Here is a 12,372-nt window from a genome sequence, read left to right as displayed (position 1 = left end):
TCAAGCGGTTTTCGGCGGCTTTCGATCTCGCTGACGAGTCCAGGCGACGACGAACAGTGACATCGCCACCACCAGGGCTATCAACACCCACAACACGAACGCTTGGTCGATCCACGAGCCGAAGGGTGGGGAGCCGGGCAGGATGTTGCGTAGCGGGACGATGGCGAACAGCATCGCCGCGTACCAGGTCGAGAACGGCGGTAGGAACGACGTCCGCCCCAGCGCCATGGGAATGGCCACCCACAGCGCCAAGGCCGGCAGCGCAAGCAGCACCAGGCAGATTCCGATGTCGAAGATCAGCGAGCTCTTGGACCGGTGCACCGTGATGATGACGTCGTCCTGGGTATTGGGGTCGGATTCGTCGGGGTCGTGCACGCGGGTCAGGGTCGCGTCCCAGCCGTCCATGTAACCCACCACTTCCACACGGGCAGGTACCTTTTCCCGGTTCGGACCGGACCCGGTGAAGACGTCGGCCGCAATGATGTCGGTCTTGTAGGAGTCGAACGGCCAGTTCCCGGCATCCCCGTGCGCCTCGATGCTGGTCGCGACCTGCGCAGGGGCCTTGCCGACCGGATACTGCAGATCGCCCAGGTCGTTCTCCGGATACAGACGCACCACCGCGTTGGTGGTCAGCACGCCGAAGTCTTTGTCGTAAAGCGAATCTTTCGGATAGACAAGGACATTGACCATCAGCCGATTGGCGACGGTCTTGACCTCACTGAGGCGCACCTGCACGATGGTGTCGTCCGCCGAATGTTGACTGAAATCCACCGGCGGAAGCGGCGGCGCCGATCGTGCCAGCAGGTGAACCCCAACCAGTGACAACGCATAGACGGTGACAACCGCCAGTACGATGCCGAAGCCGATGGCAAAGCGCCGGCCGTGGAAGCCGCTGCTCGTCGGCACCGTCGGCGCCGTCGGAGGTGGAGGCGGTGGCGTCGGGTTCACAGTCACGGGTTTACCCCCAGCTCGCGAGACGATTAGGCGTCAGATGCTAGCAGTTTGACCGCGCGGTTCCGGGTATGACGACCGCAAAGTCTTGCGCCGACACCGCCGACAACACGTACACCGGCGCGGCCCTGAACCGACGCGCCGGTGCCTTAGTCGCGGGAAAAGGCAAGTGCGAGTTCGGCTTCGACGTCTTCATAGGGCCGGCCCGATACGTCGACGGTGACTTGCGCGATGGTGCCCCCGGTGAAGTTGAAGGGCGCCTTGTAGCGGCTGGACACTGCCGACCCGCCGTTACGCCCGACGGTGATGCCGGCGCCGGCCAACCCGAAAGTACCCGGGTGAGTGATCACCTCGGCCAGGGTGCCGACCGGGTGATCATCGATGTACAACGCGAGGTCCCCGAGCGGGGTATGACTGTTGGTCACTGTTCCGGTACGCACATACCGAACCCCGAACATGTGCCGGCCCAACGGGATCGGGCCGTCGGAGGAGACCAGCTGCTGGCGCTCGCCGAGAAAGTTGTACACGTAATGCAGCCGGCCATCCTGGAGGAACAGCACGTGTCCGCCGTGCGCGCCGCCCTGCTTGAACAGCACCCCTTCGGCGCCGGTGGTGTCCACGGTGACGTCGGCCAGGATGGCGAACGACCGACCGCGGAGCTCGGCGGCCGCGCCGATGCCGACGTCGGCGCAGTTGGGATAGTAGATGTAGCTGGACCGTTCGCCGACCAGGTAGGGCCGCGACCGCGTCAGCGTCTCCATGAGGTTGAGGTCCGAGAGCGGCAGGCCGTTGTATTTGGCCGCCTCCGACAACCACAGCTCTTTGAGCTCCTCTAGCTTGTCGGGATGTTCGGCAGCGAGGTCGTGGCATTGGCTGCGGTCATTTTCGATGTGGAACAGCTCCCAGCGGTCGGCCTCGAAGTGGGACCAGCCGGCCGGGGTGGCGGCGTGAATGGTGTTGGCGAACCAGCCTTGATGCCAGATGCTGCGGGTGCCCAGCATGGACTAGAACTGGGTGGTCTTGCCGGTGTCGGCGGACGGGTCGTCGAGTGCCGATTTTAAACTCACACCGTCCAACGGCTTCTGCCGGATACCCTTGACCGTCTCCGGCGCTGTCATGCCCAACAGGTCATAGACGGTCGGGGTGATGTCGCAGACATTGACGTAGTTGTCGCGGACTTCGCCGTGTGCCGCAATCCCGCTGGGCCAGGAGACGATTGCCGTGTCGGCGATGCCGCCTTCGTGCGAGGCGTACCGCTTGAACAGTTTGTAGGGCGTGTTGAACGCCATCGCCCACCCGATCGGGTAGTGGTTGTAGGTCTGCGGGCCGCCGAGGTGGTCGAACAGCTTCATGCTTTCTTCCACCGTGTCGATGTAGCCGTTGAAGAACTTGCCCTCGTTGACCGATCCGTTGGGCCCCCCTTCACCGCTGGCGCCGTTGTCGGAGATCACCACGACGATGGTGTTGTCCAATTGACCGGACTCCTCGAGATAGTCGAGTATTCGGCCGATTTGGGCATCGGTGTAACTGAGGAACCCGGCGAACACCTCGGCCATCCGGGCGAACAGCTTCTTCTCTTCATCGTTGAGCGAATCCCACGGTCGCACCGTGTCTTGCAGCGGCCACGGCTCCCCTTGTGGCCCTTTGACATCCAGGTAGGGGTTGATGGGCGACAATTCGGTGTCCGGGGGCACAATGCCCAGCGACTTCTGGTTCTCCAGCACGGTTTCGCGGTAGCGCTCATAACCCATGTCGAAGGTGCCGGCGTATTTGTCCGCCCAGTTCTTGAAGACGTGATGCGGGGCGTGACCCGCTCCGGGGCATACGTAGCTGAACCAAGGCTTGTCCGGCGCAATGACTTTGGCATCGCGGATGAACTCGATGGTCTTGTCGGCGATGTCCTTGGACAGGTGGTAACCGTCCTCGGGGGTGCCGGGCGGGTTCACCGGGTGGTTGTCGTAGACCAGGTCGGGGTACCACTGGTCGGTCTCGCCGCCCATGAACCCGTAGAACCGTTCGAAACCGCGCGAGTTGGGCCAGTTCCGCTTGGTCGACGCCATGCTCGACTCTTCCAGCGGGGTCAGGTGCCACTTGCCGACGCAGTAGGTGTTGTAGCCGCGTTCAGCGAGCACTTCGGAGAGCAACGCGGTGTCGGCGGGGATGCGACCGTTGCAGTTGGGGAAGCCGTCGGTGAACTCTTCGATGGTCGCCATGCCGACGGTGGTGGCGTTTCGCCCGGTCAGCAGCGAGGCTCGCGTCGGTGAGCACAGCGCGGTGGTGTGAAATTGGGAAAGCCGTACACCGCGTTCGGCGATGCGCGTCATGGCAGGCATTTCGACCAGCCCGCCGAAGCAGTCCCAGGTCGCGATGCCGGTGTCGTCCCACACCAGATACAGGATGTTCGGCGAGTTCTCGGGTGCGGTGGGGGCGGCGTACGGGCCCCAGTCCGGCTCCGAGTCGCGAATATCCAGCTCGATCTTGCCGTGGAACTCAGACGATTGCGACCCGGCCGCAGTAGCCATACACCAGCCTCACTCCCGTAGTGGAGTTAGTTGCGCGAACATCGCGCAGACTACACCCGGAGTGTGGACGGGAATCTCGTTTTCCCGCGCGTCCAGATCGCCGGCGGGAATCGAATGTGCGTTCACGGCTTCGAGTGGGCGTCCAGGGCGGGATTTACGGCGAATCCCCGCCCTCAGCGCACCCTCGCGGCCCCTAGCCGCACACTCGGCGGCCGCCGCACACACGAACAGCCCTACTTGGCCTTTTCCAGGATCTCGACGAGCCGCCAGCGCTTGGTCGCCGACAGCGGACGCGTCTCCATCAGCGAAACCCGGTCACCGATGCCGGCGATGCTGTTCTCGTCGTGCGCCTTGACCTTCTTGGTGGTGCGAATGATCTTGCCGTACAACGGGTGACGCACGCGATCTTCGAGCTCGACCACGATGGTCTTCTGCATCTTGTCGCTCACCACGTAGCCGATGCGCGTCTTGCGGCGACCGCGCGGCTTGGGCGTGGCGGGAGTGTTCTTGGGGCCCTTGCCCTGCGACGGGGCTTCCTTCGCGGAAGCCGCCTTCGGAGCGGCCTTTTTAGCGCCGGTCGTAGCCTCTGCCATCACGAATCCTTACCATCGGGGCTGTCGGAGCCGTCGGGCCCGGATGCCAGACCCAGTTCTCGTTCGCGCAGCACGGTGTAGACGCGCGCGATTTCCTGACGCACCGTGCGCAGCCGGCGGTTGTTGCTCAGCTGTCCGGTCGCCATCTGGAAGCGCAGGTTGAACAACTCTTCCTTGGACTCACGCAGGCGATCGGTCAGTTCCTCGTTGCTGAGCTCACGCAGTTCGCCAGGGGAAACTCCCACTGCCATCAGAACTGCTCCTCTCGCGTCACGATGCGCGCCTTGATCGGCAACTTGTGGATCGCACGGGTCAGCGCCGCGCGGGCGGTCTGCTCGTTGGGGTAGCTCAACTCGAACAGCACCCGGCCCGGCTTGACGTTGGCCACCCACCACTCCGGCGAACCCTTACCCGAACCCATTCGGGTCTCGGCGGGCTTCTTGGTCAGCGGACGGTCCGGGAAGATGTTGATCCACACCTTGCCGCCACGCTTGATGTGCCGGTTGATGGCGATACGCGCGGACTCGATCTGCCGGTTGGTCACATACGCGTGCTCCAGTGCCTGGATGCCGTAGTCGCCGAAGTTCACCGTGGTGCCGCCGCTGGCGATGCCACGCTGGCGGGGGTGGTGCTGCTTGCGGTGTTTAACCCTGCGGGGAATCAACATGATTCAGCTCTCCGTGCTCTGCGCTTCTGTTGCTGGCGGGCCCTCGGGCGCGGGGGCCGCAGCGCTTTCTTCGCTGCCCGCCGCGCGGCCGGCGTCGGTCCCGGTCGCCGTGGTGCCCGAGGCGCCGCTGCGCCGCGGTCGGGTGCCCGACGGCCGCTCGCGACGGGGACGATCCGCACCTGCCGGGGCGGCGGCGGCCAACTCACGTTTGCCACCGACGATGTCGCCCTTGTAGATCCACACCTTCACGCCGATGCGGCCGAAGGTTGTCTTGGCCTCATAGAGGCCGTAGTCGATGTCGGCCCGCAAGGTGTGCAGCGGGACGCGGCCCTCGCGGTAGAACTCCGAGCGGCTCATCTCCGCACCGCCGAGGCGGCCCGAGCACTGCACCCGAATGCCCTTGACGTTGGGCTGGCGCATGGCCGACTGGATGGCCTTACGCATCGCGCGGCGGAACGCCACGCGGTTGCTCAGCTGCTCCGCGACGCCTTGGGCCACCAACTGTGCTTGTGACTCAGGGTTTTTCACCTCGAGAATGTTGAGCTGAACCTGCTTTTTGGTCAGCTTCTCCAGGTCGGCGCGGATCCGGTCGGCCTCGGTGCCGCGACGGCCGATGACGATGCCCGGACGCGCGGTGTGGATGTCCACCCGCACCCGGTCCCGGGTGCGCTCGATCTCCACGTCGGCGATACCGGCGCGCTCGAGACCAGTGGACAGCAACCGACGGATCGCGACGTCCTCCTTGACGTACTCGGAGTACTGCTTGTCGGCATACCAGCGCGACTTCCAGTCGGTGGTGATGCCCAACCGGAAGCCGTGCGGATTGATCTTCTGGCCCACTAGTCTGAGCCTCCCTTCGCTTCAGAAGTCTCAGACGCCTTGGCGGGTGCTTTCTTTGCCGGTGCTTTCTTGGCGGCCGGCGCCTTCTTCGCTGCCGAACCGGTGGCAGCCTTCTTGGCAGGCGCCTTCGCGGCGGCCTTGCTGCCTTCGGCGCGGCGCGACCTGGACGACTTCGACGACCGCTGGTCCTTACTCGGCCGGCTCTCCACGACCACGGTGATGTGGCTGGTGCGCCGGCGAATCCGGAATGCGCGGCCTTGGGCACGCGGGCGGATGCGCTTGGCGGTCGGGCCTTCGTCGGCGTAGACGGTGGCCACCACCAACGTCGTCGGGTCCAAGCCGTTGTTGTTCTGCGCGTTGGCCGCTGCGCTGGCGATCACCTTGGCGACCGGCTCGCTGGCCGCCTGCGGCGCCCACCGCAGTATGTCGAGCGCGTCGGACACCGAGCGGCCGCGCACCAGGTCGATGACGCGGCGGGCCTTGCGCGGCGACACCCGCACGAACCGCGCCTTCGCGACAGCTGACGGGAACTCAGTACTGGTCATCGCCGCTTACTCTTTCGGTCATCCTTGATGTGTCCCTTGAAGGTCCGAGTCGGCGCGAATTCACCCAGCTTGTGCCCCACCATCGACTCGGTGACGAACACCGGGACGTGCTTGCGGCCGTCGTGCACCGCAAAGGTGTGCCCGATGAAGTCGGGAATGATGGTCGAACGCCGCGACCAGGTCTTGATGACCTGCTTGGTGTTCTTCTCGTTCTGCGTGTCGACCTTCTTGAGCAGATGGCCGTCGACGAACGGACCCTTCTTGAGGCTGCGTGGCATGGTTGGTTACTCCTACCGGCCGTGCTTCTTGCCGGTGCGCCGGCGTCGGACGATGAGCTTGTTGCTTGCTTTGTTCGGGTTGCGGGTGCGGCCCTCGGGCTTGCCCCACGGGCTGACCGGGTGCCGGCCACCGGAGGTCTTACCCTCACCACCGCCGTGCGGGTGGTCGACCGGGTTCATCACGACACCACGGACCGAGGGGCGCTTGCCCTTCCACCGCATGCGGCCGGCCTTGCCCCAGTTGATGTTGGCCTGCTCGGCGTTGCCGACCTCGCCGACCGTCGCGCGGCAGCGGACGTCGACGCGGCGGATTTCACCGCTGGGCATACGCAACGAGGCGTAGGTGGCCTCTTTACCGAGCAACTGGATGCTCGAACCCGCCGACCGCGCCAGCTTGGCGCCACCGCCGGGCCGCAGCTCCACCGCGTGGATCAAGGTACCGGCCGGGATGTTGCGCAGCGGCAGGTTGTTACCCGGCTTGATGTCGGCGTTGGCGCCGGACTCGACGATGTCACCCTGCGAAAGGCCGTTGGGCGCAATGATGTAGCGCTTCTCGCCGTCCAGGAAGTGCAGCAGTGCGATGCGGGCGGTGCGGTTCGGGTCGTACTCGATGTGCGCGACCTTGGCGTTGACACCGTCTTTGTCGTTGCGGCGGAAGTCGATCACCCGGTAGGCGCGCTTGTGGCCACCGCCCTTGTGGCGAGTGGTGATGCGGCCGTGGGCATTACGGCCACCACGACCGTGCAGCGGACGGACCAGTGACTTCTCCGGCGTCGTCCGGGTGATCTCGGCGAAGTCGGACACGCTGGCACCGCGACGGCCGGGGGTCGTCGGCTTGTATTTGCGAATTGCCATGTCTAATCAGGTCTTTCTCTCGTCGGGCTAGGCCGGTGCCCCGAACAGGTCGATCGGCTTGCTGCCCGGCGCCAGGGTGACGATGGCGCGCTTGGTGCTCTTGCGCTTGCCGTATCCGGTCCGGGTGCGCTTGCGCTTGCCCTGCCGGTTGGCGGTGTTCACCGATGCGACCTTGACGGCGAAGATCTTCTCGACGGCGATCTTGATCTGGGTCTTGTTCGAATCCGGGTGCACCACAAACGTGTACACATTGTCGTCGAGCAAGCCGTAGGACTTCTCCGAGATCACCGGCGCCAGGATGATGTCGCGGGGATCAGCGATGGTTGCCATCTACGCCGTTACCTCCTCGGATGTGTTGGCCGCGATGTAGGCGTTGAGCGCTTCCACGCTGAACACCACGTCGTCGGCCCGCAGCACGTCATAGGTGTTGAGCTGATCGGGCGTCAGGATGTGCACACCGGGGAGGTTGCGCGCGCTCTTGGCGCCGGTCTGGTCGCTTCGCCCGATGACCACCAGGACCTGCTTGCGGTCGGTCAGGGTGCCCAGGAAAGCCTTGGCGCTCTTGGTCGACGGGGTCTGACCCTCCACCAGTTCGGTCACCGCGTGGATACGGCCGTTGCGCGCCCGGTCGGACAACGCACCGCGCAACGCCGCGGCGATCATCTTCTTGGGTGTGCGCTGGCTGTAATCGCGCGGCGTGGGACCGTGCACCGTGCCACCGCCGGTGAACTGCGGAGCCCGTGTCGAGCCTTGGCGGGCGCGGCCAGTCCCCTTCTGGCGGTAGGGCTTACGGCCACCACCGCTCACCTCGCCGCGGGTCTTGGTCTTGTGCGTACCTTGGCGAGCCGCGGCCCGCTGCGCGGTGACCACCTGGTGCATCAGCGCGATGTTGGCGGGGACGTCGAACAGCGCGGCCGGCAGGTCGATGGAGCCGTCCACCGAGCCGGCCGGCGTCTTGACCTCGATGGTCAACGATTGCTCAGCCATTACTTCTCACCTCGTTTGATCGCGCTGCGAACCACCACGAGAGAGCCGGTGCGGCCCGGGACCGCACCCTTGATCAGCAGCACGCCGTTTTCGGCATCCACCTTGTGCACCACCAGGTTCTGCACGGTCACCCGGTCGTTACCCATCCGCCCGGCCATCCGGGTGCCCTTGAACACGCGGGCCGGAGTGGCACAGCCACCGATGGAACCCGGACGGCGGTGCACCGCCTGGGCGCCGTGGCTGGCGCCCTGACCGCGGAAGCCGTGCCGCTTCATGGTGCCGGCAAAGCCCTTGCCCTTGGAGGTACCGGTCACGTCGACGTAGACGCCGTCGGCGAAGATCTCCGCCGTCAGCTCCTGGCCGACCTGGTACTCGGTCGCCGCGTCGGGGTCGTCCAACCGCAACTCGGCCAGGTGACGGCGCGGGTTGACGCCTGCGGCGGTGAACTGGCCGGTGACCGGCTTGGTGACCTTGCGCGGGCTGATCTCGCCGTAGGCCAGTTGCACCGCGCTGTACCCGTCCTGCTCGGGGGTACGGATCCGCGTGACCACGTTGGGACCGGCTTTCACCACGGTCACCGGGACAACCCGGTTGTTTTCGTCGAACACCTGCGTCATGCCCAGCTTGGTGCCCAGAATGCCTTTTCTCGCCATTGCTCGCCGAATTCCTACTGGATGTTGACGTCGACACTGGCCGGAAGATCGATGCGCATCAGCGCGTCAACGGTCTTCGGCGTCGGATCGAGGATGTCGATCAACCGCTTGTGAGTCCGCATCTCGAAGTGCTCTCGCGAGTCCTTGTACTTATGCGGAGAACGGATGACGCAGTACACGTTCTTCTCGGTCGGCAGCGGCACCGGCCCTACGACGCTGGCGCCAGTGCGTACGACGGTCTCGACGATTTTGCGCGCCGACGCGTCAATGGCCTCATGGTCGTAGGCCTTGAGCCTGATGCGGATCTTTTGTCCCGCCACGCTTGTGCTACCTCATCTCCCACACTCGAGCCCGTGTCCGGACGTCGAGTCGTTTTCTGACCCAGTGCCACCCGACGCGCACATCGGCGCCCCAATCGCCCGGGGCCGATAGCGTCGCGCCGGATACAGCGCCGCTGTTTACCTGTCGTGGTCCACCGGCCCCCGCGCTCGGGTGTGTCACCCGCACGCAGCCTTCAAGACGACCGAAATTAGTCGCTCCAAGGAGGGGACCGGACGCGCCCGTTTGGGCGCTGGTCTATGCCCGGCCAAGCGCAAACCTGGCTCAAGGCAACCTGAACAGTATGCCTCAGATCAGCGCTTGAGCCAAATCCCTGGTCGAGGCTGCAGTACGCTCCGTTTCGGGAGTTCGCGCGTGCCCGAGGAGGTCGTCATGGGAATTGTCGGGTCAAGTCCCGGAGAGGGTGACGCCGCCCAACCCATGATCGACTGGATCAACGCCGCGCCGCCGGCCGAGCTGGCTCCCGAACTCATGGCGGCCTTCGGCCCCGACGCCCCCAGGCGCGTGCCGTGGCTCGCCGTTGGAGACCTCAGCGACTGGATGTTCCGCCGCTACCCCAAGCAAACGGGCTTCGTCGTGCAGGCCCGACCGGTGCGCGAATCGATCTATGAAGCCGTGCAACTGCTGGAGCACTCCGAATTGGTGTACATCCGTTGGACCTCGGACAACGAATGCAGCTGGAGCGCCACCCGGTTCGGTCTGACGACGCTGGCCAACGGCAAGGCCGCGGTTCGGCAGCGGATCAAGGATCGCACCGGCTTCTGACCGCACGCGGTACTGCCCGTCGAGGAGCTCACGATCCGCGGCTGTGTATATAGAGGAAACCGTCGACCGCGGCTCGTGCGCACTCGCGGTAGTCGAAGTCGGGCAGCGTACTCAACCGGCCCAGCACCAACGGCCCGATCAGCAGGGCGATCGCGCGTGACCGGTCGACCGCACCCAGTTCGGATGCTTCCGAGCTGTCGAACAACGCATCGAAGGGCGCCGCGTACTGCTGAGCGATACGTTCCCGCAGCGAATTGATCGCCTCCCCACCGGCATGCCGCGGTTCCGGCATCCCCTGCAAGTCGGGCCCCAACGCCAACCAGGACATCGCCGTCAGTACCGCGGGCGCTTCGGCGACGACGTCGGCCTGCGCCAGTACCAAGGCCAGCAGCCGATCACGCAATGAGCCCTCGGCAGGCGGCATCGGCGCCGGCGGTATCAGGCTGTTGAACGTCGCAGCCAGCAGGTCGTTGACACTCGGGAAATGGCGGTACAACGTTGCCCGGGCCACGTTGGCGGCCCGGGTGACCGCATCGATCGTGACCGCGCTGGGGCCGCCGGCAACCAAGAGTGCGGCTGCGGCTTCCAACAAGCGAGCCCGTGACCGCGCCGAACGGGGATCGGCAGTCCCGTCGGAAATGTGAGCCACCTCCCTGTTTGAACACCAGACTATCGGTCTATGTACGAGAACGTTAGTCTCGTAAACCAGATCGCCCCGGGGAGGAGGCGCATCACCATGGTCGAAACCCTTGCCCGGCCAGACCAGCGTACTGGTGCGGTAAGCATCGGCAATAGCGCTCGCTCACGAGCGTGGACACTCACCGTTGCCTGCATGGGCGTCGCGCTGGTGGTTGCGTCGATGACGGCGCTGAACACCGCGCTACCCGATCTCGCGGTTGCCACCGCGGCCACGCAAACCCAGCTCACCTGGATTGTCGACGGCTACACCGTGGCCCTGGCGTGCCTGCTCCTGCCGGCCGGCGCCATCGGCGATCGGTATGGCCGGCGCGGTGCACTACTGACCGGGCTGCTCATCTTCGCCCTCGGTTCGGCGGCCCCGGCACTGCTGCACAACGCGACCCAGATCATCGCCGGCCGGGCGGTGGCCGGCCTGGGCGCGGCGTTCGTGATGCCGGCGACGCTGTCGTTGCTGACGGTGGCCTATCCAAAAGACCAGCGCGTCAAGGCCGTTGGCATCTGGGCCGGTGTCGCGGGCTCCGGTGGTGTGCTGGGGATGATCGGGTCGGGGTTGATGCTGCACTTCGGGGACTGGCATGCCATCTTCTGGTCCCTGGCCGGTGCCGCGATCGTGATCTTCGCGCTGGCGTGCACCGTGGCGCCCTCGCGCGACAGCGATGCGCCGCGGGTTGACTGGCTGGGCGCAGCACTGATCGGTGCGGCGCTGGCGATCGCGGTGTTCGCCATCTTGGAGGCGCCGCATCGCGGTTGGAGCAATCCGCTGGTCTGGGGCGGCCTGGCTGGCGGCACCGTGCTGGCGGTGGTGTTCGGCGTCGTCGAACTGCGCCTGGCCGCCGGCCGCCGCCACCCGTTGCTGGACGTGCGACTGTTCGGCGACACCAGCTTCGCCACCGGGGTCGCGACCATTGTCATCATGTTTGCCGGCACCTTCGGCTTCTTCTACCTGGGCATGCAGTACGTGCAGGAGATCATGGGCTACTCCCCGCTCATGACGGCGGTGGCCCTGGGACCCTTCATGGTGCCGCTGGGCATCTTCTCGGCGTTGTCGTTCTGGTATCTGCCCAAACTGGGGCTGCGCACGGTCTTGTTCGTGGGCACGCTGCTGATGGCGGTTGGATTCGCTTGCATGCAGGGGCTCAACGTGCACTCGTCGTACCTCGAATTCGCCTGGCCGACGTTGATCTTGAGCACCGGCATCGGATTCTGCACCGCACCAACGACTTCGGCGATCATGGGTGCGGTCGCCGACGAGAAGCAGGGGGTGGCTTCGGCGGTCAACGACACCGCAAGGGAGATGGGCGGCGCGCTGGGAATCGCGGTCGCCGGCTCGATCCTGGCCGGGCGCTACACCCAAGAGCTCACGCCGAAATTGGCTGAGTTCCCCCCACCGGTGCGCGGACCGGCCTCGGATTCGCTGGCCGCGGCGGTGAAGGTCGCCGACCAGCTCGGCCCGCAGGGCGCCCAGTTGTCCGCCTTTGCCAAGGCGGCGTTCATGACCGCAATGCACTCGTCGACGGCCGCCATGGCAGTGATATCCACCGTTGCCGCCGTGCTGATCGGGCTGTGGGCACCCGGGCGCGACGGGCGCCAACTCGGCCCGATCCGGCGCCTGCGCGACGGCCAACCGAAATCTGGTACGCACAGTTCGGCCGAAACGCCTCGGTAAGGGTGCCCGCGG

At 65.6% G+C, this 12,372-nt stretch carries 15 protein-coding genes and 1 pseudogene; 2 read left to right on the top strand and 14 right to left on the bottom strand.

Going from position 1 to position 12,372, the window contains the following annotated elements; genetic code table 11:
• The 13 genes and pseudogenes from I2456_RS05305 to rpsJ form a co-directional block, all read right to left on the bottom strand.
• A complete protein-coding gene (locus tag I2456_RS05305; RefSeq protein WP_139823108.1) occupies positions 1–906 on the bottom strand; it encodes a DUF4436 domain-containing protein in 906 nt (301 codons plus the stop codon).
• 194 nt (positions 907–1,100) lie between these two features.
• Positions 1,101–3,473 (bottom strand): annotated as a pseudogene (locus I2456_RS05300) (arylsulfatase).
• Between the two features lie 233 nt (positions 3,474–3,706).
• Positions 3,707–4,069, bottom strand: coding sequence for a 30S ribosomal protein S17 (gene rpsQ, locus I2456_RS05295; protein ID WP_371869906.1), 363 nt, complete (start codon positions 4,067–4,069; stop codon positions 3,707–3,709).
• A complete protein-coding gene (gene rpmC / locus I2456_RS05290) occupies positions 4,066–4,317 on the bottom strand; it encodes a 50S ribosomal protein L29 (RefSeq protein WP_085073675.1) in 252 nt (83 codons plus the stop codon). The genes rpsQ and rpmC overlap by 4 nt, the downstream gene beginning before the upstream one ends.
• Positions 4,317–4,733, bottom strand: coding sequence for a 50S ribosomal protein L16 (gene rplP, locus I2456_RS05285; RefSeq protein WP_068033873.1), 417 nt, complete (start codon positions 4,731–4,733; stop codon positions 4,317–4,319). The genes rpmC and rplP overlap by 1 nt, the downstream gene beginning before the upstream one ends.
• Positions 4,734–4,736: 3 nt before the next feature.
• Positions 4,737–5,573, bottom strand: coding sequence for a 30S ribosomal protein S3 (gene rpsC, locus I2456_RS05280; RefSeq protein WP_085073674.1), 837 nt, complete (start codon positions 5,571–5,573; stop codon positions 4,737–4,739).
• Positions 5,573–6,118 (bottom strand): 50S ribosomal protein L22, encoded by a 546-nt coding sequence (gene rplV / locus I2456_RS05275; RefSeq protein ID WP_068033877.1) that lies wholly within the window; start codon positions 6,116–6,118, stop codon positions 5,573–5,575. The genes rpsC and rplV overlap by 1 nt, the downstream gene beginning before the upstream one ends.
• A complete protein-coding gene (gene rpsS / locus I2456_RS05270) occupies positions 6,115–6,396 on the bottom strand; it encodes a 30S ribosomal protein S19 (protein ID WP_068033879.1) in 282 nt (93 codons plus the stop codon). Before rpsS ends, rplV begins: the two co-directional genes overlap by 4 nt.
• Before the next feature lie 12 nt (positions 6,397–6,408).
• The gene (gene rplB / locus I2456_RS05265; protein WP_068033880.1) at positions 6,409–7,251 is read right to left on the bottom strand and encodes a 50S ribosomal protein L2; all 843 of its coding nucleotides are present in this window, start codon (positions 7,249–7,251) and stop codon (positions 6,409–6,411) included.
• Between the two features lie 27 nt (positions 7,252–7,278).
• Complete coding sequence (rplW, locus tag I2456_RS05260) at positions 7,279–7,581, bottom strand: 50S ribosomal protein L23 (RefSeq protein WP_068033882.1); 303 nt, start codon at positions 7,579–7,581, stop codon at positions 7,279–7,281.
• Positions 7,582–8,238: a 50S ribosomal protein L4 gene (gene rplD, locus I2456_RS05255; protein ID WP_068033884.1), complete on the bottom strand. Its 657-nt coding sequence runs from the start codon at positions 8,236–8,238 to the stop codon at positions 7,582–7,584.
• A complete protein-coding gene (rplC, locus tag I2456_RS05250) occupies positions 8,238–8,891 on the bottom strand; it encodes a 50S ribosomal protein L3 (RefSeq protein ID WP_085073673.1) in 654 nt (217 codons plus the stop codon). The genes rplD and rplC overlap by 1 nt, the downstream gene beginning before the upstream one ends.
• A gap of 14 nt (positions 8,892–8,905) precedes the next feature.
• Entirely contained in the window at positions 8,906–9,211 is a 306-nt protein-coding gene (rpsJ, locus tag I2456_RS05245; RefSeq protein WP_003873519.1) for a 30S ribosomal protein S10, read from the bottom strand.
• A gap of 391 nt (positions 9,212–9,602) precedes the next feature.
• On the opposite strand from rpsJ, the gene I2456_RS05240 reads away from it, so the two are divergent.
• A complete protein-coding gene (locus I2456_RS05240) occupies positions 9,603–9,995 on the top strand; it encodes a hypothetical protein (RefSeq protein WP_139823104.1) in 393 nt (130 codons plus the stop codon).
• A 28-nt stretch (positions 9,996–10,023) separates the two neighbouring features.
• Here the strand turns inward: I2456_RS05240 and I2456_RS05235 are convergent, their stop codons facing one another.
• Entirely contained in the window at positions 10,024–10,584 is a 561-nt protein-coding gene (locus I2456_RS05235; RefSeq protein ID WP_241007948.1) for a TetR/AcrR family transcriptional regulator, read from the bottom strand.
• Between the two features lie 147 nt (positions 10,585–10,731).
• On the opposite strand from I2456_RS05235, the gene I2456_RS05230 reads away from it, so the two are divergent.
• Entirely contained in the window at positions 10,732–12,360 is a 1,629-nt protein-coding gene (locus tag I2456_RS05230; RefSeq protein WP_085073671.1) for an MFS transporter, read from the top strand.
• Positions 12,361–12,372: the final 12 nt, after the last annotated feature.

This window comes from Mycobacterium kubicae (genome assembly GCF_015689175.1).
GTDB lineage: Bacteria > Actinomycetota > Actinomycetes > Mycobacteriales > Mycobacteriaceae > Mycobacterium > Mycobacterium kubicae.
Note: the sequence above shows the minus strand (reverse complement) of the source record. Positions and strands in the feature narration are given on the sequence as shown.